The sequence below is a fragment of the Mesorhizobium tamadayense genome (assembly GCF_003863365.1).
In the GTDB taxonomy this organism is placed as follows: domain Bacteria; phylum Pseudomonadota; class Alphaproteobacteria; order Rhizobiales; family Rhizobiaceae; genus Mesorhizobium; species Mesorhizobium tamadayense.
Genome location: NZ_RQXT01000026.1, coordinates 1 through 20,714, shown reverse-complemented (window position 1 = coordinate 20,714; position 20,714 = coordinate 1). Strand labels below are relative to the sequence as shown.

General features: G+C 62.4%; 23 protein-coding genes. 4 read left to right on the top strand and 19 right to left on the bottom strand.

Annotated features, from left to right (window positions below):
* The first annotated feature begins 493 nt into the window (after positions 1-493).
* Positions 494-847: a hypothetical protein gene (locus tag EH240_RS20405; RefSeq protein WP_125001941.1), complete on the top strand. Its 354-nt coding sequence runs from the start codon at positions 494-496 to the stop codon at positions 845-847.
* A gap of 12 nt (positions 848-859) precedes the next feature.
* On the opposite strand, the gene EH240_RS20400 is transcribed toward EH240_RS20405, so the two are convergent.
* Genes EH240_RS20400 through EH240_RS20385 form a run of 4 tightly spaced genes read right to left on the bottom strand, consistent with a single transcriptional unit; the run spans position 860 to position 3,633 of the window.
* Positions 860-1,600, bottom strand: coding sequence for an ABC transporter ATP-binding protein (locus EH240_RS20400; protein WP_125002043.1), 741 nt, complete (start codon positions 1,598-1,600; stop codon positions 860-862).
* Entirely contained in the window at positions 1,569-2,396 is an 828-nt protein-coding gene (locus EH240_RS20395; RefSeq protein ID WP_125001939.1) for an ABC transporter permease, read from the bottom strand. The genes EH240_RS20400 and EH240_RS20395 overlap by 32 nt, the downstream gene beginning before the upstream one ends.
* Positions 2,393-3,385: an ABC transporter substrate-binding protein gene (locus tag EH240_RS20390; protein ID WP_125002041.1), complete on the bottom strand. Its 993-nt coding sequence runs from the start codon at positions 3,383-3,385 to the stop codon at positions 2,393-2,395. The genes EH240_RS20395 and EH240_RS20390 overlap by 4 nt, the downstream gene beginning before the upstream one ends.
* 38 nt (positions 3,386-3,423) lie before the next feature.
* Complete coding sequence (locus EH240_RS20385) at positions 3,424-3,633, bottom strand: hypothetical protein (RefSeq protein WP_125001937.1); 210 nt, start codon at positions 3,631-3,633, stop codon at positions 3,424-3,426.
* A 284-nt stretch (positions 3,634-3,917) separates the two neighbouring features.
* Here EH240_RS20385 and EH240_RS20380 point away from each other — a divergent pair, with 284 nt between their 5' ends.
* Complete coding sequence (locus tag EH240_RS20380; RefSeq protein ID WP_125001935.1) at positions 3,918-4,298, top strand: c-type cytochrome; 381 nt, start codon at positions 3,918-3,920, stop codon at positions 4,296-4,298.
* A gap of 67 nt (positions 4,299-4,365) precedes the next feature.
* Here the strand turns inward: EH240_RS20380 and gph are convergent, their stop codons facing one another.
* Genes gph through EH240_RS20330 form a run of 10 tightly spaced genes read right to left on the bottom strand, consistent with a single transcriptional unit; the run spans position 4,366 to position 14,251 of the window.
* Positions 4,366-5,067, bottom strand: a complete 702-nt coding sequence (gene gph / locus EH240_RS20375; RefSeq protein WP_125001933.1) for a phosphoglycolate phosphatase — start codon at positions 5,065-5,067, stop codon at positions 4,366-4,368.
* Positions 5,064-5,621, bottom strand: coding sequence for a thioredoxin family protein (locus EH240_RS20370; protein ID WP_125001931.1), 558 nt, complete (start codon positions 5,619-5,621; stop codon positions 5,064-5,066). Before EH240_RS20370 ends, gph begins: the two co-directional genes overlap by 4 nt.
* A gap of 21 nt (positions 5,622-5,642) precedes the next feature.
* Positions 5,643-6,329: a ribulose-phosphate 3-epimerase gene (gene rpe, locus EH240_RS20365; protein ID WP_125001929.1), complete on the bottom strand. Its 687-nt coding sequence runs from the start codon at positions 6,327-6,329 to the stop codon at positions 5,643-5,645.
* Positions 6,326-7,264, bottom strand: a complete 939-nt coding sequence (gene cbbX, locus EH240_RS20360; RefSeq protein WP_125001927.1) for a CbbX protein — start codon at positions 7,262-7,264, stop codon at positions 6,326-6,328. Before cbbX ends, rpe begins: the two co-directional genes overlap by 4 nt.
* A 24-nt stretch (positions 7,265-7,288) precedes the next feature.
* Positions 7,289-7,708 carry a ribulose bisphosphate carboxylase small subunit gene (locus EH240_RS20355; RefSeq protein ID WP_125001925.1) on the bottom strand — a complete coding sequence of 140 codons (420 nt, stop codon included), beginning with the start codon at positions 7,706-7,708 and terminating at the stop codon, positions 7,289-7,291.
* An 11-nt stretch (positions 7,709-7,719) separates the two neighbouring features.
* Positions 7,720-9,180, bottom strand: a complete 1,461-nt coding sequence (locus EH240_RS20350; RefSeq protein ID WP_125001923.1) for a form I ribulose bisphosphate carboxylase large subunit — start codon at positions 9,178-9,180, stop codon at positions 7,720-7,722.
* Positions 9,181-9,215: 35 nt separating this feature from the next.
* On the bottom strand, positions 9,216-10,295 hold the full coding sequence (fba, locus tag EH240_RS20345) for a class II fructose-bisphosphate aldolase (RefSeq protein ID WP_125001921.1): 1,080 nt from the start codon (positions 10,293-10,295) through the stop codon (positions 9,216-9,218).
* Between the two features lie 11 nt (positions 10,296-10,306).
* Positions 10,307-12,313, bottom strand: coding sequence for a transketolase (tkt, locus tag EH240_RS20340; RefSeq protein WP_125001918.1), 2,007 nt, complete (start codon positions 12,311-12,313; stop codon positions 10,307-10,309).
* Between the two features lie 10 nt (positions 12,314-12,323).
* Positions 12,324-13,196, bottom strand: a complete 873-nt coding sequence (locus EH240_RS20335; protein WP_125001916.1) for a phosphoribulokinase — start codon at positions 13,194-13,196, stop codon at positions 12,324-12,326.
* A 5-nt stretch (positions 13,197-13,201) separates the two neighbouring features.
* Positions 13,202-14,251, bottom strand: coding sequence for a class 1 fructose-bisphosphatase (locus EH240_RS20330; RefSeq protein ID WP_125001913.1), 1,050 nt, complete (start codon positions 14,249-14,251; stop codon positions 13,202-13,204).
* 120 nt (positions 14,252-14,371) lie between these two features.
* On the opposite strand from EH240_RS20330, the gene EH240_RS20325 reads away from it, so the two are divergent.
* A complete protein-coding gene (locus EH240_RS20325; RefSeq protein ID WP_125001910.1) occupies positions 14,372-15,361 on the top strand; it encodes a LysR family transcriptional regulator in 990 nt (329 codons plus the stop codon).
* Positions 15,362-15,582: 221 nt separating this feature from the next.
* On the top strand, positions 15,583-15,783 hold the full coding sequence (locus tag EH240_RS20320; protein WP_125001907.1) for a hypothetical protein: 201 nt from the start codon (positions 15,583-15,585) through the stop codon (positions 15,781-15,783).
* Between the two features lie 23 nt (positions 15,784-15,806).
* Here the strand turns inward: EH240_RS20320 and EH240_RS20315 are convergent, their stop codons facing one another.
* The 5 genes from EH240_RS20315 to EH240_RS20295 are packed head-to-tail and all read right to left on the bottom strand — an operon-like array spanning position 15,807 to position 20,324.
* A complete protein-coding gene (locus EH240_RS20315) occupies positions 15,807-16,436 on the bottom strand; it encodes a hypothetical protein (RefSeq protein WP_125001904.1) in 630 nt (209 codons plus the stop codon).
* A complete protein-coding gene (locus tag EH240_RS20310; RefSeq protein WP_125001901.1) occupies positions 16,436-17,311 on the bottom strand; it encodes an ABC transporter permease in 876 nt (291 codons plus the stop codon). Before EH240_RS20310 ends, EH240_RS20315 begins: the two co-directional genes overlap by 1 nt.
* On the bottom strand, positions 17,308-18,096 hold the full coding sequence (locus EH240_RS20305) for an ATP-binding cassette domain-containing protein (RefSeq protein ID WP_125001898.1): 789 nt from the start codon (positions 18,094-18,096) through the stop codon (positions 17,308-17,310). The genes EH240_RS20310 and EH240_RS20305 overlap by 4 nt, the downstream gene beginning before the upstream one ends.
* A gap of 10 nt (positions 18,097-18,106) precedes the next feature.
* Positions 18,107-19,078: a PQQ-dependent catabolism-associated beta-propeller protein gene (locus EH240_RS20300; RefSeq protein ID WP_125001895.1), complete on the bottom strand. Its 972-nt coding sequence runs from the start codon at positions 19,076-19,078 to the stop codon at positions 18,107-18,109.
* A 19-nt stretch (positions 19,079-19,097) separates the two neighbouring features.
* On the bottom strand, positions 19,098-20,324 hold the full coding sequence (locus EH240_RS20295) for an ABC transporter substrate-binding protein (RefSeq protein WP_125001892.1): 1,227 nt from the start codon (positions 20,322-20,324) through the stop codon (positions 19,098-19,100).
* Between the last annotated feature and the right edge of the window lie 390 nt (positions 20,325-20,714).

Sequence of the window (20,714 nt, the reverse complement as noted above, 5' to 3'; positions counted from 1 at the left end):
ACAGCGACGTCCTTGAAGCCGGAAATGTGGTCAGGCTATGTCATTGCAAAATGCCAGGCAAGAAAAAACCCCCGCGGAGATTTTGCATTGCAGCATGTTGATGCTGCAATGCAGTATATAGAAGAAAAATAAAGACGACCCCCAGCGCCGCGACACCGAATGGTCGTCTGCAGCTCCTCATATATATAAAATTCTAACCTTCTCCGTATTTCCCATGTGATATGGTTTGATTTTATTTCGTCATATTTTACCGACGCGCTTGCCGGTGCCCTCTTTGGTTGCCGGTAGTGAGCGAGGTGTGAAAATAGCCTGGGGAGACGAGTGCGGGGCGGGTCGTGAGGCTGCCCTGAACCGCTGCTGCCGGCACGCAGGGCATTCCTCCTTTGGTCCTATATGGAGGCGGTGAGAGGTTGACCGGGCTTGCGGCATGTCGCCAACTGGGCGCGACGATGCTGTCTCGCTGTCTCGCGCCCAGGCAACAGGAGGAATTCTGATGGACAGAAATGTTGGATTTTCGATCCTGTCGCTCCTCCTTGCATCGACGCCGGTCTTTGCCAACCCAGCCGGCGCCGCGGGAGACTATCCGACGGCGACGATTGTCGACTATGTGCTCGGCTGCATGCAGACGAATGGCCGGACACGTCAGGCGCTGGAGAGTTGTTCCTGCTCGATCGATGTCATCGCCTCGATCCTCCCTTACGATCATTATGAGAGGGCCGAGACCTTCAAGAGCATGTCCCTGACGACAGGCGAGAATGCAGGCCTGTTTCGCGAAAGCGCGCCGGCGAAAGCCGCGCGCACGGAGTTGAAGCGTGCGCAGGCGGAAGCCGACGTGCGCTGCTTCTAAGCTTGAGGGCGATCAGGTCACGCCCGGAAATTTCTGGTGGAATGACCGCAAGAGTGCGCTCATCGCCTGCGGATTACGATCTTGCCGCGGCAGCCCTATGTCGAACATGCCGAGCACATGAGCTGGTCGGGGCGAGAGCACGATGATGCGGTCCGACAGCATCAGGGCCTCGGTCAGATTGTGCGTCACCATCAGGGCGGTCGTGGGCCGCGCAGACCACACGGTCAAAAGCAGGCGCCGGAGCTGCTCGGCGGTCCGCCCGTCGAGCGAGACAAAGGGTTCGTCCAGGAAAAGCATCGCCGGTTCGGTAGCGAAGGCCCTGGCAAGCGCCGCCCTGCGCGCAAGGCCGAGTGAAAGCTCCGCCGGATAGAGCGAGCGCATGCCGGCAAGGCCGAGAGCGTTGAACAGCCCGTCGAGATTTTTGGCTCGCAAGCTCTTCGGCAGCGCCAGCCTGACATTCTGCTCGACTGTCCGCCAGGGCAGCAGGGTGGGCTCCTGGAACACGGCGGCGATGCGGCGCGAGCCGCCTTCGGGCAGCTGGAAGGAGCCGGAAAACTGCCTGTCGAGCCCAAGCAGGATACGCAGCGTCGTGGTCTTGCCGCAGCCCGACGGCCCGAGCAGGCAAGCGAATTCGCCTTGCCGGACCTCGAAGGAAAGATCTTTAAGCGCCGTGACCGAGACGCCGTGCGCGGACCTGAAGGTCTTCTCGGCGATGTCGACCCTAAGCGGGACGGCGGCGCCAACGGGTTGCATGTCGTTCAACGGGCTGCACCAGAAGAAGTTCGATGACAAGCATCACCGCCACGAAGGCTAGCGTATAGGCAAGAATGGCAGCGACGTCGAAAAGCTGGAAATAGAGATAGATCTGGAAGCCGACGCCATTGGAGCGGCCGAGCAGCTCGACCACCAGAACGATCTTCCAGATCAGGGCGATGCCGGAACGCGAGGCCGCGGCCAGATAAGGCTGCAGTTGCGGCAGCAGGACATGGCGAACGCGGTCAAGGGGACCGAAGCGGTAGACAGCCGCCATTTCGGCGTAACTCGGGTCCAGCGCCCTGGCGCCCTCGCGCATGGTCACCACGACATTCGGGATCTTGTTCACGGCAACCGCGCCTATCGCCGCCACCTCGTTGAGGCCGAACCAGATGTAGGCCAGCACGATGATCACCAGCGCGGGGATATTGAGGAACAGGATCACCCAGGGACTGAAGAACCGGTCCGCGCCGCGGTGGCTGCCTAGAAGAATGCCGATCACCGATCCGACGATAATCGCGACGACGTAAGCCGCGGCAACCCGGCCGAGGGTAGCGCCGAGATGGTAGAAAAGGTCGCCGCTCGCCGCCTCTTTCAGCAATACCTGCCAGACCTGTCCCGGCCCGGGAAAGGCACGGCTCGGCCAGGCATTCGCCGCCAAGCTCCACAGGAGGCAAAGCCCGAGCAGGGAGATCGTCACCGTCAGTGCGGGTATCAGCGTCGCTGCAGGGCCGGAACGGCTGGAAATGTCGGTTGTGTCGCCAAGCGTGCGACCGCCGGTGTCCCTTGCGGTCATTTCGGGGGCTCCTGCCAGAACGTGCCCGGCGCCATCTCCGGCGTGCTACCGACCAGCTTTTCGCCGCCGATCACGGCCAGCACCCGATAGAGCCTGCCGGCATCGGCCGCTTCCTCGGCGACCGGCCGCCTGGGGATGCCCTCTCGATAGCGGTCGCGCAGCTTTGCCAGTTCCTTGCCTTCTGCCCGGACAATCGGCGCAAGACGCAGCCACTCTTCGTCGGACCTAGCCAGCAGATCCTTGGCCTGCGCGGAAGCCTTGAGGAAGCCGCGCACGGCGTCCGGATTTTCGTTCGCCCATTTGTCATGGAATACATAGCCGAGCGCGGACACCGGGCCAGAAGCTCCGAGCGCTTTCTCCGCATCTTCGGCACCGATCAGCCGACGAAAGCCGTTGGCCTCGAGGCGGGCGCAAAAATGCCAGAAATTGAGCACCGCATCGAGCTCGCCCTGTATCGCCTTTTCCGAAATCAGCGGCGGCGCGGCAAAGACGACATCGCTGGTTGCCGGCAGGTCGAGGCCGTGATCGCGCCTGGCCAGCGCCTGTATCAGCAGCCAGCTTTTGTCGAGGGCCCCGCCGGCGACGCCGATCTTCTTTCCCTTGAGGTCGGCGATTGTCCGTATCAGCGAAGCCTCCTTCACCATGATCGCCCCGACGGCCGTCGAATAGGGGGCCAATGTGAGGTCGCCGCCGTCCGAACGCTGGCGCGAGACCCACAGCCAATCGGTCACGATCATGTCGATCGCGCCGGCCAGTATCGCGACATTGGTCGCATCCTCGCCGGCGAAATAGACGACTTCCAGATCGATCCCGTTGGTCGCGTCGAACTTGTGTTCCTTCAGCGTATCGAGCTCCCAGCTCACCGTGCCGAACCTCAACACGCCAATGCGAACTTTGGACGCGGCGGAGGCGGCAACGGGATGTGAGGCAAGTATCGCGGCCGTTCCAAGGGCTGCCAGACGGAGCGTTTCCCGCCGCGAAACCATGATGTCTCCTCCCGAGACTGCAACAACCAGGGGGGCGCCGGTCAGATCGCCCTGTCCTTCTTCGGGAAAGCGCATTTCCAGCGCCTGACCTTGAAGGTCGGATGTTTCTGCGACCACTTCGCGATCTCGCTGGGCGCCAGCATCATGCATTGGAACAGAGAGCCGCGGCTCTCGAAATAGAGATGCTCGTCTCGGCAATTGCCGGGATTGGCACTCAGGCAAACCGTCAATATGAGGTCGACCATATTCATTCAGCACCTCGCGCGCGTAAAGACGCCCGCTCTGGCGAAATCCGCCCCATCGCCCGGGCAAATCTCAGCCTGGACAAATTCAGCCCGACCGGGTTCCCGAGGTGCCCATGGGAAACCGGAATGACCTGAAGCTACGCGCTCGCCCCAAGGCCGTCAACAAAGGCGAAAGTACAGGGCGGCTCTCTTCGGTGCCAGAGTTGCGCTGGACCATTGTACGGTTGACTTTGTCAAAGCAATGGCATGCAAATCATCCGGGGCATCTTGACGATCAATGAGGAAATGCCATGCGCGCTATCGCATTTTTCGCCGTCGTATTCTTCGCGACTTTCATCACGAACCAATCCCATGCCCAGGATGCCGCGGCGGGTGAGAAGGTCTTCACCAAATGCAAGGTCTGCCACGTGGCGGACAAGGACCAGAACAAGGTTGGTCCGTCATTGAACGGCGTCATCGGCCGAACGGCCGGCACGCATCCGGGTTTCAGCTATTCCCAGGCCATGGTTGCGGCTGGAAAATCCGGCGTCAAATGGGACGAACCGACGCTGACGACCTATCTCCATGATCCAAAGGCCATGGTGAAAGGCACAAAGATGGCGTTTGCCGGCCTCAAGGACGACAAGGACGTGGCCAACGTCATCGCCTATCTCAAGCAGTTCTCGAAGTAAGTAACGGCTTCGCCGGCCGTTCGATTTACGATCGGCCGGCGACTGCCTCCGTAATCGACGCTGCCGTTCAGGCAACGGCACGCAGCCTCTGCATCGCGGAAGGCAGATCGAGCAGGCTGTCGCAGACAAGGTCTGCGCCAAGCTCTTCGACGGGGACCTGGGTGTAGCCGCCGCGCAGCAGAACGACGGGCATGCCGGCGGCGCGCGCGGCGCCGACGTCGCTGCTGCTGTCTCCCACCATCCACGTTTCGGTGGGTTCGACGCCAAGCTGGTCGAGCGCCAGCAGCAGAGCGTCGGGCGCCGGTTTCAGGAATGTCACCGCGTCTCCGCCGACGATCGCGCCGAGATATTCCGTCAAGTGGAAATGCAGCAGGATTTCGCGGGTCGCCAATTGCGGCTTGTTGGTAGCAACGCCCAGGGCCATTCCGCTCAGGTGGAAGTGCGTGAGAACCTCCCTGACGCCAGGCATAAGCCTCGTCAGGCCGGTCAGATGCCTGCGGTAGATCGGCGCCATGACGCGGTTGGCCTCCTCGAGCGCGCTGCCGAGAAGCGGTGACCCTGAAGCCGCGAAGGCCCGCTCGACCAGCTTCCCGACGCCGCCGCCGATCATTGCCTTGACCTGATCCACGCGCAGCGGCGGCAGGTCGCGGCCGGCCAGCAACTCGTTCACGGCCGCCGCGATGTCGGGCGCCGAATCGACCAGCGTGCCGTCGAGATCGAACAGGATCGCCTTCGGAGACCGAAACGGTCTGCTTGCGCCGACATTCATGCCGCCTCCTTCCATTTGATCGAGCAGCCGATCGAAGCGATCTGGTCACGCGGTCCGTCACCGGTTCGGGCAACCTGCTTCATCGCCTCGAACAGATCGCGCCTCAGCCCGGGCGGCCCGGCGTCCCGTCGCGATGCGTCCAGCCGGCCACGATATTGCAGCGTCAACTCGACGTTGAGGCCGAAGAAATCCGGCGTGCACACGGCTCCATAGGCGCGCGCCACTGCCTGCGACACGTCGTGGAGGTACGGGAAGGTGAAGCCATTCGCCCTGGCGAAGAGCTTCATGTTGTCGAAGGAATCGTCCGGATAGGCGTCGGCATCATTGGAGTTGATCGCGACAAAGCCGATCCCTTCGGCCTTGAGGTCGTTGGCGTCACGAACGATGCGTGAAATCACCGCCTTCACATAGGGGCAGTGATTGCAGATGAAGGCGACGACCAGGCCGTTGGGACCGGCCTGGCCGAAGATCGAATGCGATTTGCCGTCGACGCCGGGCAAAACGGCATCGACGGCTTGCCAGCCGAAATCGCAGACAGGTGGGATTGCCGCCATATCATCCTCCGACCAAGTGGTTCACGCGGCCCGCCGGATCGCTCCGTCGGCCGCCCGTCTGATCGCGCCGATATTGGCGCGATAGGCAGCCTCGGTGCCGCCCTTGAAGACGGCGGAGCCGGCGACGAGCACATTGGCCCCGGCCGCGGTAACCAGGGGGGCTGTCTCGGGCGTGATGCCACCGTCGATCTCGATGTCGATCGGACGTTGGCCGACGAGCGCCTTGACGCGCCTGACCTTGTCGACGACCGCCGAAATGAAGGCCTGGCCGCCGAAACCCGGATTGACCGTCATCAACAGCACCAGATCGAGCCGGTCGAGAACATATTCGATGGCACTTTCCGGCGTCGACGGATTCAGCGACACGCCGGCCTTCTTGCCGAGGCTCCTGATCGCCTGCAGCGAACGGTCGAGATGCGGCCCGGCCTCGGCATGCACCGTGATGATGTCGCAACCGGCATCGGCGAAAGCTGCGAGATAAGGATCGGCCGGCGCGATCATCAGATGACAGTCGAAGATCTTGTCCGTTCGATCGCGGATTGTCTTGATCACCGGCGGGCCGAAGGTGATGTTGGGCACGAAATGCCCGTCCATCACGTCGAGATGGATCCAGTCGGCGCCTGCCCGCACGACCGCTTCGACCTCGTCGCCGAGCCGCGAGAAATCCGACGACAGAACGGAAGGAGCGATGATGGTCTTGCCGGTCATTTGCTTTCTCCTTCCCCGGGATTTAGCGCGAACACCCGGCTGGCGGTGATGTCCTCGGCCGAGATCGTCGACAGCGCCTTTGCGTCGAGCGGTCCCTTGGCGCTCTCGAACAGGCGGTTCGCCTGCCTCAGCCGTGCCCGGTCGAGCGCGTTGCGGATCGAGCGGGCATTGGCGAAATGCGGCTGCGCGCGGCGGCGTGCGATGTAGTCGGTCATCGCGGCGGTTGCCTTTGTGTCGAACAGGTAATTTTGCTGGTCGAGCATTTGTTCCGCGATCCTGAGAAGCTCGTCGTCGGAATAGTCGGGAAAGTCGATGTGGTGGGCAATGCGCGAGCGGAATCCCGGATTGCTTTCGAAGAAGCGATCCATGCGCTGCGCGTAGCCGGCGAGGATGACCACGAGATCATCGCGCTGGTTCTCCATCACCTGCAGCAGGATCTCGATCGCCTCCTGGCCGTAATCGCGTTCGTTTTCCGGCCGGTAGAGATAGTAGGCCTCGTCGATGAACAGCACCCCGCCCATTGCCTTCTTCAGGATTTCCTTGGTCTTGGGCGCGGTGTGGCCGATATACTGGCCGACCAGGTCGTCGCGCGTCACCGAAACCAGATGACCCTTGCGTATATAGCCCAGCCGATGCAGCAGGTCGGCCATTCGCAATGCGACGGTCGTCTTGCCGGTGCCGGGATTGCCAGTGAAGCTCATATGCAGTGTCGGCGTTTCGTGGGCGAGGCCCATGCGGCGGCGCGCCCGCTCGACCAGCAGGAGCGCCGCGGTCTCGCGGATGCGTCTTTTGACCGGGGCGAGCCCGATGAGATCGCGGTCGAGCTCGGCCAGGACGTCCCTGACGCCGGAAGTTTCAAATTCCTCACGCAGGTCGATCGCCGCCGGGGCGGCGTTTTGAGGCGCTTCCGTTTCGGCAAAGGCTGGCGCCGACATGGCATTCTCCTCACGTCCCGATGATCAGCCGTACCTCGTTCCAGCCGGTTTGTCGGCGGCGTAGGGCTTGGTGGTGTAGCGGATCATGCGGCCCGCGGCCTCCTGCCGCTCGAGCCGATAGCCGGGTTCCTCGGCCGGGCGGTTGACGATGAAGGAGAGCTTCACCGATTCCCAGCCCTGCGAGGAATCGAAGGCGACGACGCGGATATAGCGGTCGCCATAGAGCTTACGGCATGCGTTCAGCTCCATCATCAGCGCCGCCGCATCGGGATTGTCGAACATCGGGTGGCCCCACATGTCCCAATAGGTGTTGCGCGGGTGCGGGTCGTCGGTGAACTCGAGGCTGACGGCCCATTTGTTGTCGATGCAATACTGCACCTGCGCGCGGATCTGGTCGTCGGTCAGGTCGGGCAGGAAGGAAAAGGCCCCTTGGGTGATACGCATTGTCTGTCTCCTCATTCAGCTGCCGTTGCCACCGGGACAAAGTCCGGCGTGTCGGTCGAGGCGTAGTTGAACGTCACGTCCTTCCAGACATCGAGCGCCTGTCGCAACGGCAGGCATGACCGGGCGGCATGCTCGAGGATCTCAGGCCCTTCCCGCAGGTAGTCGCGGCCTTCGTTGCGGGCGAGGATCATCGCTTCGAGAGCCACTCTGTTTGCGGTAGCGCCGGCCGCGATCCCCATCGGATGGCCGATGGTGCCTCCGCCGAACTGCAGCACCACGTCCTCGCCGAGCAGGTCGATGAGCTGATGCATCTGGCCGGCGTGGATGCCGCCTGATGCCACAGGCATCAGCTTGTTGAGCGATGCCCAGTGCTGATCGAAGAAGATGCCGTTCTCCAGCTTCATCGGGTTATGGTTCTCGCGGCAGATGTCGTAGTAACCCCTGGTCGTCGCCGGGTCGCCTTCCAGCTTGCCGACGACGGTGCCGGCATGGATGTGGTCGACGCCGGCAAGCCGCATCCATTTGGCGATGACGCGGAAGGAAACGCCGTGCGACTTCTGCCGTGTGTAGGTCGAATGGCCGGCGCGATGCAGGTGCAGGATCATGTCGTTCCTGCGAGCCCATTTCGCCATCGACTGGATTGCCGTGTAGCCGATCACGAGGTCGATCATCACGATGTTGGAGCCGAGTTCCTTGGCGAAGTCGGCCCGTTCGTACATGTCCTCCATGGTGGCCGCGGTGACGTTGAGATAGGTCCCCTTGATCTCGCCCGTCTCGGCCTGTGCCTTGTTGACCGCCTCCATGCAGTAGAGAAAACGCTCGCGCCAATGCATGAAGGGCTGCGAATTGATGTTTTCGTCGTCCTTGGTGAAATCGAGCCCGCCCTTCAGCGCCTCGTAGACGACACGGCCGTAATTGCGACCGGAAAGGCCGAGCTTCGGCTTGACGGTGGCGCCGAGCAGCGGGCGGCCGAACTTGTCGAGGCGCTCGCGCTCGACGACGATGCCGGTCGCCGGACCCTGGAAGGTCTTCACATAGGCGACGGGAAAACGCATGTCTTCCAGCCGCAATGCCTTCAGTGGTTTGAACCCGAAGACATTGCCGATGATCGATGCCGAAAGATTGGCGATCGAACCCGGCTCGAACAGGTCGAGGTCATAGGCGATGTAGGCGAAATACTGTCCGGGTGCGTTCGGCACCGGGTCGACCCGATGGGCCTTGGCGCGGTATTTTTCGGTTGCCGTCAACCGGTCGGTCCAGACCACCGTCCAGGTTGCGGTCGAGGACTCGCCGGCGACGGCTGCCGCGGCCTCTATCGGGTCGACACCATCCTGAGGCGTGATCCTGAATACCGCGATGATGTCGGTGTCGTTAGGCTCGTAGTCGGGCTCCCAATAGCCCATCTTCTTGTATTCCATGACACCGGACTTGTAGCGGTCCTTGCCGGTCACGGTTTCGGATTTGTTGGGCATGGCGCTGGTCCTTTCCTTTTTTGGCGGACCGCCGCTCAGGCGGCTTTCGCGGTTGCGATTTGCGGGTCGAGCTTTCCCGCGGCGTAGCGTTTCGCCATCTCATCCATGGCGATGACCTTGATCTTCGAGGCGTTTCCCGCGGTACCGAAGCGTTCGAAGCGATCGCGGCAAAGGTCGCGCAAGGCGTCCATGGCTGGCTTCAGGAATTTACGCGGATCGAATTCGCGCGGATCCTGCGTCGCGATGCGGCGGAACTGCCCGGCCATGGCCATGCGGCAATCGGTGTCGATGTTGACCTTGCGCACGCCGTGGCGGATGCCGCGCTCGATCTCCTCGACCGGAACGCCAAAGGTCTGGGGCATCTCGCCGCCATATTTGTTGATGATGTCCTGCAGTTCCTGCGGCACGGAGGACGAACCGTGCATGACCAGATGCGTGCTCGGCAGCTTCTCGTGGATCGCCTCGATCACCTGCATGGCCAGGATGTCGCCGTCGGGCTTGCGCGTGAACTTGTAGGCGCCGTGGGAGGTGCCGCAGGCGATCGCCAGCGCATCGACGCGGGTGGCGGTCACGAAGTCGACCGCCTGGTCGGGATCGGTTAGGAGCTGGTCGTGCGATAGCGCGCCCTCTGCGCCGTGACCGTCCTCGGCCTCGCCCTGGCCGGTTTCCAGCGAGCCGAGCACGCCGAGCTCGCCTTCGACGGAAGCGCCGACCCAATGCGCCATGCGCGCGACGCGTTCGGTGATGGCGACGTTGTAGTCGTAGCTCGCCGGGGTCTTGGCGTCCGCCATCAACGACCCGTCCATCATCACCGAGGTGAAGCCGTGGCGGATCGCCGAAAGGCAGGTGGCTTCATTGTTGCCGTGATCCTGATGGATGCACAGCGGAATGGCCGGGTGCATCTCGGTCAACGCTTCCATCATCTTGGCCAGCATGATGTCGTTGGCATAGGAACGGGCGCCGCGCGAGGCCTGGATGATCACTGGCGCATCGCAGGCCCTGGCAGCCTCCATGATGGCGAGGCCCTGTTCCATGTTGTTGATGTTGAATGCCGGCACGCCATAACCGTGCTCGGCGGCATGGTCGAGAAGCTGGCGAAGGGTGATGCGGGCCATTGTCGGTCCTCCTAGATGATGAGCCTCAGCGCCGTTGCAGCGACGGCTTCGGGTGTGATGTCGAAATGCTTGTAGAGGTCCGGAGCAGGGGCGCTTGCGCCGAAGCCGATCATGCCGACAAAAGCGCCCGTGTCGCCGATCCAGCGATCCCAGCCGAGACGGGCGGCCGCCTCCACGGCGACGCGCGGCGCAGAACCGAGGACGGACTTACGGTAGTCCCCATTCTGTTCCTCGAACAGTTCCCAGCACGGCATCGAGACGATCGCGGCGGCGATGCCGTGCCCGGTTTCCAATCGCTCGGCGGCGGCAATGGCGATCTCGACCTCCGAGCCGGTCGCGATCAGCGTCACGGCGCGGTGCGCGGACGGCTCGCGCAAGACGTAGGCGCCCCGGCTGGACCGGTTTTCGTCGCTGTGTGCCTGGCGCTGCATCGGCAGATTCTGGCGCGAGAGCACCAGCACGCTCGGCCGCGTCTCGCTCTTCAGCGCCAGCTCCCAGCATTCCGCGGTTTCGATGATATCGGCCGGGCGGAAGACGTTGAGGTTGGGCGTCGCCCGCAGCATTGCCAGGTGCTCGATCGGCTGATGGGTCGGGCCATCCTCGCCGAGACCGATGGAATCATGCGTCATCACATAGACGACACGCTGGCTCATGAGCGCCGAGAGCCGCATCGCCCCGCGAGCATAGTCGGCGAAGCACAGAAAGGTGCCGCCGTAGGGCACGAATCCGCCATGCAGCGCGATGCCGTTCATGGCCGCGGCCATGCCGTGCTCGCGGATGCCGTAGTGAATGTAGCGGCCCGCGTAACCACCCGGCACTATGCGATCCATGCCTTTGGTGATCGTCAGATTCGAATGCGTGAGATCGGCGGAGCCGCCGACCGTCAACTCGTTTGCGTCATTGATCGCGGCAAGCGCCATTTCGGAGGCCTTCCGCGTCGCAACCTTGGTCGCCTTCTCGACATGCTCTTTGCGGAAGGCGCCAAGGGCCTCGAACACCGCATCGGGCAATTTGCCGCGGATCGCGCGTTCGAAGGCCTCCCGTTGCGGCGAGGCGGCAAGCCGCTGCCCCCAGGCGCGCCGCGCCGCCTGCCCGCGTACGGCAATCTCGCGCCAGGCCGAAAGGATCTCGTCCGGCACCTCGAACGGTGCGTAGGCCCAGCCGATGTTTTCGCGCGTCGCGGCAATCTCCGCATCGCCCAGCGGCGCGCCATGCGTCTTCTCCGAACCGCCCAGATTGGGCGCGCCCTTGCCGATCACCGTGCGGCAGGCGATCAGAGAGGGCCGATCCGACTGCCGAGCGGCCTCGATTGCCGCGGCGACGGCCTCGATGTCGTGGCCGTCCACCGACTGGACAAGCCATCCGGCGGCTTTGAACCGGGTTGGCTGATCCATCGATGTCGACAGCGAAGTCGGTCCGTCGATGGAGATCGCATTGTCGTCCCAGAGGACGATCAGCCGGGAGAGCTTCAGATGACCTGCGAGGTCGATCGCCTCGTGGCTGATGCCTTCCTGCAGGCAGCCGTCGCCGGCGATCACATAGGTGTAGTGGTCGACGAGGTCGGTGCCGTGGCGGGCAGCAAGCATGCGTTCCGCGAGCGCCATGCCGACAGCGGTCGAAATGCCTTGTCCCAACGGGCCCGTCGTCGTCTCGATGCCAAGCGCGTGGCCATGCTCCGGATGTCCGGCGGTGCGACTGCCCAGTTGACGGAATCGCTGCAATTCCTCGATCGGCATGTCTTCGTAGCCAAGCAGGTAATGCAGGGCATATTGCAGCATCGAGCCGTGTCCGGCTGAAAGCACGAAGCGGTCGCGATCGGGCCAGTCCGGCGCAGTCGGGTCGATATTGATGAAGCGGCTGAACAACACGGTCGCGACATCGGCCATGCCCATTGGCATGCCCGGATGTCCGGAGTTGGCCTTCTGCACGCTGTCCATGGCCAGTGCGCGGATGGCGTTCGCCATGTCGCGCTCGGAGACCGCGGCGGCAACGGACTTCAATGCTGCTAGGCTGGTCATGGCGTCCTCCTCACGACACACGTTTCTGGCGTTCGATCAATTGCAGGATGAGCGGCGTCAGGATCAGTTGCATGGCAAGGTCGAGCTTGTTGCCTGGCACCACAATGGAATTCGGCCGCGACATGAACGAGTCGTGGATCATTGAAAGCAGATAGGGGAAATCGATGCCGCGAGGATTTGCGAAGCGGATGACCAGCATCGATTCGTCGGGGGTCGGAATCCAGCGCGCTATGAACGGGTTGGACGTATCGACGATCGGCACGCGTTGGAAATTGATCGCGGTCTGCGAGAATTGCGGGACGATGTAGCGGACATAGTCCGGCATGCGGCGCAGGATCACGTCCATCACCGCCTCGGTGGAATAGCCGCGCGTAGCGCGGTCGCGATGGATCTTCTGGATCCATTCGAGATTTATGACCGGCACCACGCCGATCTTGAGGTCCGCGTGCCTGGCCAGGTTGATCTTGTCGGTGACGACGCAGCCATGCAGCCCTTCGTAGAAGAGCAGGTCGCTCGGGGCGAATTCGCGCCATTCGGTGAAATTCCCTGGGGGTGTGCCGTACAGCTTCTCCTCGTCCTCGTCGTGGACGTAGGTGCGGGTCCTTCCGGTCCCCCGGCGGCCATATTCCTCGAATACCCCCTCGAGGATCTCGAGCTCGTTGGCCTCGGCATGGAAGTGGGTGAAGTTCGGATTGCCTGCCTTCTCCTGCGCGGCGACCTCGACCTTCATCGCCGCGCGGTCGTAGCGATGAAAAGCGTCGCCTTCGATGAAGGCAGCCTCGATGTTCTCGCGCCGGAAGATCAGCTCGAAGATGCGCTTGACCGAGGTTGTGCCCGCGCCCGATGATCCCGTGATCGTAATGATGGGGTGCTTTGCCGACATGATGCTCAGGCCCTGAAAAGTCCGCGGCGGCTGAACAGCGGCGCACGCTCGCCGATGGCGCTGGGTTCGGTGTGGTAGCGGGCGATCCGCGCGACTTCGCGTGCAGATCCGAAGACCACTGGTATGCGCTGGTGCAGGCTCTCGGGTTCGATTTCGAGGATGCGGGTGATCGTATCGGTCGCGGCACCGGCCGCCTGTTCGATCAGATAGGCGATCGGATTGGCCTCATAGACGAGCCGAAGCCGGCCTTGGCGGTAGCCTCTGCGTTGGTCGCCGGGATACAGAAACACGCCGCCGCGCATCAATATACGATAGCAGTCGGCGACAAGCGAGGCGATCCAGCGCATGTTGAAGTCCTTCTCCCGCGGGCCTTCGGTGCCTTCCAGGCAGTCGTCGACATAAAGGCGCACGGCCTCGTCCCAGTGGCGGTAGTTGGCGGCGTTGATGGCGAACTCCTCGGTCCGCTCCGGGATGATCCGGCTTTCGTAGGCCTGGACGAAGGTGCCCAGCCTGGTCGAATGCACGAAGACATGCGTGCCGCTGCCGAGAGACAGAACGAGCGCCAGCTGCGGCCCGTATATGAAGAAACCGGCGCCCAGCATGCTCACGCCCGCCTGCAAAAAAGTGGCGGCCGGATCGGCGTCCGGCGCGCCAGTTGCAGGGAGGAGCGAGAAAATCGTTCCGATCGACACATTGGTGTCGATGTTGGAGGAGCCGTCGAGCGGGTCGATGGCGATGGCGAGGGGGGCTTGCCGATCGAGCAGGACCGGCTGCTCCAGCTCCTCCGAGGCATAGAGCGCGACCGGCGCGTGGCGCATGGCGTCGAGGAAGATATCGTCGGCGAAAATGTCGAGATCCGTCTGGACGTCGCCGTCGGCTTTGGCGCCGCGGGTCCCGGCAAAGGCGATGCCGAGCACCCCTTGGTTGATGGCATTGCGGACCCTGGTGGCAGCCTGCGTGAGCTGACGGACGGTCGCCACGACGGCAGAGCGGCGTTTGTCCGGCGGGTCGCCGAGATAGGAGTTCAGAAAAGCGTCGAGCGTTGCCGCTGGCATCGTAACCTCCCGATCCGGCGGCATCTCTTCCAGGCCGGATTGGAGGATGAAAGCAAACGATCAACGATAAGTAAAATTTAATAACTTTACTCAAAGGATAAAAAGAATTTAGTATGCCGCATGAGAAATCTCACGCTCAAGCAATTCAAGACCATTCAGGCAATCGTCAGCCACGGGAAAATCGTTAGTGCGGCCAAGGTCTTAGGCCTGTCTCCTCCAGCGGTGACGATCCAGTTGCGACAAGTGGAGGAGGAGTTTCAGTTGGCCTTGTTCGACCGGACGTCGGACGGCATGCGTCCCACTACCGCAGGGCTGGCCTTCGTCGAGGCGGCGCAGGCTATCGAGGAGCGACTTCGCCTGCTCGAAGACGAGATGGACGCCATCAAGGGCGTGCGCACCGGCAGCCTGAGGCTCGGCGTCGTTTCCACCGCCAAATATTTCGCGCCGCGGCTCATGGCCGGCTTCATGAAGGAGCATCCCGATATCGACATGCGGCTTGCCATCGGCAATCGCGCCGAAACGATCGACAATCTGAAGAATCACAACATCGACATCGCGCTAATGGGGCGTCCGCCCAAGGAAGTTCCGGTACGCGCTTCGGTCTTCGGCGATCATCCGCTGGTCATTATCGCACCGCCTGAACATCCGCTGGCGTCGGCACGCGACATCTCCAAGGAACGGATCGCCGAGGAGCATTTCCTTATTCGCGAACCTGGCTCGGGCACGCGCATCTCGCTGGAGATATTCCTGAGCGATGTACCCGGCCGGATTGACGATCTGGGCATCGAGATGGGCTCGAACGAGACGATCAAGCAGGCGGTGATGGCAGGTCTCGGCATCGCCTTCATCTCCGCCCACACCATCGCCGCGGAAACGGAATCCGGCCGACTTGTTATTCTCGACGTGGTCGGCATGCCGATTCGCCGGCAATGGTTCTCGGTGATGCGCACCGATCACGCTATCTCGCCGGCCATGGCGACTTTCAACGATTTTCTGATGCGCAAGGGGGCGATGTACCTGCCCCTGTTCGGCAAGCTGTATCCGTATGCCGAAGCGAATGAAGCCGTGCGAGCGCAACATTCGGGAGCGCCCGGAAAGCAGCCGGAGTGAAACGCCTGACATATCTCCCGTCGAGATTCTGCGAAAAGGTCCAAGAAGGGCGTGGACAACGGGCCGCTGCGGATGGCGGTCGGCAAGCTCCGATGTTATGCTGCAGTGCGAAGAGCAGGGGCACGCGCTTCACACGCAGCAAGACGGATGGGCAGCCAACCCTGCAGGCAAATCGCTATGCGTCCCGGGCGTGGGGTCCGGGGATCGAAGGGGAAGGGGCAATGCTTTATACAATCGTGATGATGGTCTGCATGACGGCCGTGCCGCAGACCTGCGAGCAGCGCGAGGAAATGGCGGACGGCCTGGCCATGAATCCCGGGGTGGCCTTCATGCAGGCGCAGCCGCTGGTCGCCCACTGGCTGGAGACGCATCCTGGCTATTTCGTGCAGCGCTGGCGCGTGCTGCCCGGCCGGGGAACCTGACGGGCGCGTCTTCGAAGCAGGCCCTATTTCGCCGCGGCGAGCATTTCCGAGACAGTCTTGGACAGCTGATAAAGCCGCTGCTCGATTATCGTCGGCACGTCGCAGACGTAAGTCAGCGATTGCGCACGCTCATTGAAGATTCGCGTCGCGAAATTCAGTTGGTCGGTCCGCCGCTCGACCTCGTCCTGATCCGCGTCGGGTTTTGCACGCAACGCATCGACATCGGACGCTTCCTTGCGCAATTCGGCGGCCATTTCGAGTTGCTTGTGGGCGTAACGGGAAATGCCGGAGACCACGTGCGAACGCTCGGCGTCCATGCGGTCGAACATGCCCTGCACGAGCATCGCCATTTTCGGCGCAAGCTGCTCAGCCGGAAGGGAGGCGGCAAAATCCCTGATCTTCTTCTGCGCGTCTGCAATCGGCAGCCTGCGAGCCGCCACCTCCTCGACCAAGGCGGAGACGGAAAGATCCTGCGACCAATCCTTCGCCGCTGGCGGAAGGTCCGGTCCGTTCCAGACCTGGCCAAGCGAGAGTTGCGGCACCTTGCGCTGCATGCAGGGCCAGTCCGGATCGCTGTTCGCGGCCATGGCGCCGACGCTTGGCACGAGCATGGCAGCCGCAACCAGGCTGCAAACAAGACTCATCCGTTGCATCAGCCGTTTCCTCCCGTGCCCTGTTTGCGGGTGATCAGGCCGCGCGAAGGGTCGTAGGCGATGATGGCGCCTCCCAGAAACAACAGCGTGCAGCCGGTGACGACACCCAGCGACACCCAATCGATCTGCCCGTAGAAGGCGAAGCGGATCAGCTCGACGGCATAGGTGAAGGGGTTGGCGAGGCAGAGCTTGTAAAGCAGCGGGCTCGCTTCCTGGATGCGCCACAAAGGGTAGAGCGCCGGAGAGGCGAAATAACCGGGAAAGATGACGAAGTTCATGATGCCGGCGAAGTTTTCGAGCTGCTTGATCATCGAGGACAAGAGCATGCCGAGCGCGCAAAGCATCATGCCCGACAAGAACAGCGCCGGCAGCACGAACAAATAGCCGAGCGGCGGCGCCTTGACGCCCCAGAACCAGGCAACGATCAGGAACGCGTAAACCTGCGCGATCGATACGGAAACGCCGGCGAGCATCTTCGACAGCAGCAGGTACCAGCGGGGAAACGGGCTGACCAGCAGGATGCGCATATTGCCCATCTCACGGTCATAGACCATCGATAGCGAGGACTGCATGCCCGAGAACAGCAGGATCATGCCGCACAAGCCCGGGGTGATGTAGACCTCGTAGAGCACGTAGGTCTTGTAGGGCGGGATGATCGAAACGCCGAGCACCTGCCGGAAACCGGCGGCAAAAATGAACAGCCAGACGAGCGGCCGAACCAGCGATGAGATGAAACGCTCGCGTTGGTGCAGGAAGCGCAGGCATTCCCGTACGATGATGCCTTTGAGGCAGATGAGATAGTGACGAAGACCGAAAGCGCCGGACTTCACCGGCGTGACGGCGGCTACCTTTTCCGGCATTGCGGGAGCGCTCATGGTGAGGTCTCCGCAATGCCGGCGGCTTCGCTGCGGCTGAGCCTCGAAAAGGCGTCGCGGATCGAGCCGGCACCGCTTGCCTTGACGACGTCGGCCACCTTGCCCTTGGCGACCAGGTCACCCTGCCGCAGCACGACGACATGGTCGCCGTCCTCAACCTCGTCGATCAAGTGGGTGGCCCAAAGCACGCCGATGCCCTCGGTTTCGACCAGCTTGCGGATGGTGGCAAGAATGCCCGCGCGCGACTGGATGTCGAGACCGACCGTCGCCTCGTCGAGCAGCAGCAGGGAGGGGCGGTGGAGCAGCGCCCTGGCGATCTCGATGCGCCGCATCTGGCCGCCGGAAAGGCTGCGTGCCTTGTCATGCTCACGGCCCTGCATGTCGACTGTCCCAAGCAGCGCTGCAATGCGCTGCCGGGCTTCGTGCCGTCCGATGCCGTGCAGCGAGGCGTGATAGGAGAGGTTCTGGTACACGCTCAGATCGAGGTCGAGCGTGCGTGCCTGGAACACGATGCCGACACGCCTGAGCGCCTCGCCGGAGGCGCGGCTGACATCATGGCCGAAGATGCGGATCGATCCCCGGCGCGTGTCGTAAAGGTGGCTGATCAAAGAGAACAGGGTTGTCTTGCCGGCACCGTTGAGGCCGAGAAGGACGGTGAAAGTCGCCGGCGCGATCGAGAACGACACGTCGTTGAGCGCCCGCTTCGGACCATAGGAATGGCTGACACCGGCGACGTCGAGCGCCACCACCTCATCTCCCGCTTTCCCGGTCCTCGCATGCTGCATGGATGGCTCCTTAATTGGGCGATATGGCAACGCCCCAGGGCTGCTGGCCGACGGTGACCGACTGAACCGGCTCGTCGGTCGCCGTATCGATGAAAGTGATGTCGTTGGAGTTGCCGTTCGTGGTGATCAGCGTTTTGTGATCGGGAGTGAAGTCCAGATGCCAGACGCGCTGGCCGACGAGGATGTATTTCTCCACCTCGTAGGTTTCGGTGTTGATCACCGCGACATGGTTCGCCGGGCCGAGCGCGACATAGGCTTTCTTGCCGTCGGCGCTGATGGCGATGCCGACCGGCTGGATGGTTTCGGCCCGCAGTCCCGGAATCGCGAACTTGATCTTCTTCATGACCTCGCGCTTGGCGTTGTCGATGACGCTGACGGTGCCGCCGACCTCGGCACTGACCCAGACTTGCGAGCCGTCGGGCTTGAACGCGGCGAAGCGCGGGCGCGTGTCGACCAGCACGTTGTCGGTTACGTCATGGCTCCCGGTGTCGATGAAATGCGCCATGCTGGTGGTCTCTGAAGTGTTGACCATGGTCTTGCCGTCGGGGCTGACGGCCATGCCTTCCGGCTCCACGCCAACCGGGATCTCGGTCGTGACTTCGTTGCTGTCGACGTCGATCGCGGTGATCAGATTGTCATTTTCGTTGGCGACGTAGAGCGTCTTGCCGTCGGGCGAAAGCACGAACAATTCGGGATCATCGCCGGAGGGCAGCGTGCCGACGACCTGCAGCGTCGCGGTGTCGATGATTTGGATGGTATTGTCGTCGCTGGCGCACAGATAGATGAACTTGCCGTCGTGCGAGATGGTGATGCCGCGCGGTCTCTGGCCCACGTCGACGGTCTTGACCACCTGCATGGTCGCCGTATCGACGACGGTGATGGTATTGTCCTTCTCGTTGGAGACATAGGCGGTGTAGGCCGATGCCGGGCCGGTCACGATGCCGGTTGCGAGAATGGCGAGTGCGCAAGCTCGTCTCTGCACGAATTCCTCCCGATTGGCGCTACTTGAGAACGCATTTCGTTTCCGGCTGATCGATGCCCAGGGTGTCGAGCTCGGAGACCTGATGGAGATAGCCCTCCTGGGGAGATGCCGAAACGACCGATTTGGTGTCGCCAACCAGGATCGGCTGGCGAAGCTGGAGGTTCCATTTGCGGAAGGTGAGCTTCTGTCCCTTGAAGGCGGCGACCGAGAAATCGTCCGAGCGGATGTAGTTGCTGATCTTTCTCGGATCGTCGCCGTTGGTGCGCGTGGTCGCTTCGCCGACGGCCCGCACGGCCGTCCAGGCCGACATGTCCTTGGACAGCATTCTCCGGCCCGTCGTCTTCAGGAAGCGGTTCTGCATCTGGATGCCGCCCCATTGCTCACTCGCGGGATGCCATGACGATGCCATAAGACCGGCCGTGCCCGCGACCAGCCGTGACGTCCAGGTGCGGTAGGGCACATAGGTTCCGAACACCTCGCTTTCATCGGCCACAAGCAGCACGTCATGCTCCGGCAGGTCTTGCGTGAATACCGAAATCTGCTGCTGTATCTGCGTGGCTCCAGTATCGGTGCGCCGCGCCGAGCCGGTGTCCTTGAATTCCTTTTCTGCGACGATCTGGCCGCCGAAGCGGGTTGCCGCGCGGCGCAACGCGTCGGCATAGAGGTGGTCCTGCTCATGCGAACCATAGAGCAGCACCCAGTTCGGCCATTTCTTCACCATGAGGTACTGCGCCAGCGCGTCGGCGAGCATGCTTCGCGTCGGCGCGATGTGGAAGACATTTATGCGGCAGTCCTCTTCGCGCAGGCTGTCGTCGGTGGCGCCGACGTTGAAGATCAGCACACCTTTGTCGCGAGCGATGTCGGCGATCGACAGCAATTGCCTGGCCGAGAGATCCGCGACCACATAGCGGTCGCCTTTGGCGATCAGGTCGTCGAATGCCTGGACCGCGTCGGCTTCCGGCTTTATCTCGGTGACGTCGAGGGTGAATTTCTGATTGATGAACTTCCCGGTCGTGTTGTTGTCGCCGATGGCGACATTGGCACCGGCGACACCTTCGTCACGCGGCGGCACGTCGAGCAGGGAAAGCGTCAGTCGCGGCGCGTGGGCCCGCAAATAGCCTATCTTGATTTCGGTTGTCTTTTCCTTCGGGTTGCCCGCCGGTTGCTGGGCTAACGCACCCGGAGCGTTGGCGGTCAGGGACAGAAAGCACAAAAGGGCCAAGGTGCCCGGCACCGCGCTCGTCATCGGCAAACTACCCGTTCTTGCGCTTGATCTCGATCGTTGTCGGATCAGCACGAAGTCAAGGCACCCCAAGCCGAGCTTAGTAGACCTGCCGGATTTATCAACCTGGCAGGCTGGCTTCCCGCGTCTGCTTTAGTCCTATTCCCACCGCAATGATGTCCGCGATCGGACGGGTTGCGACTCCGGAACTGCGCGGAAAGTTCCGGACCGATCCTCAAGATCGGCACCACGTCCATACGTCGCCACCCCCGAAGGAGGCGAGCGTTGCGGGACCTTTGTAGAATAGACTTATGAGGCAGATCGTTCGATCATCAAGGCCTCGCTACGGCCAGGAAACAGGAATTTTGTTCGCAAGGCAGGCCTCAGGCCCCGCCAGAACATGGAATTCTTTCG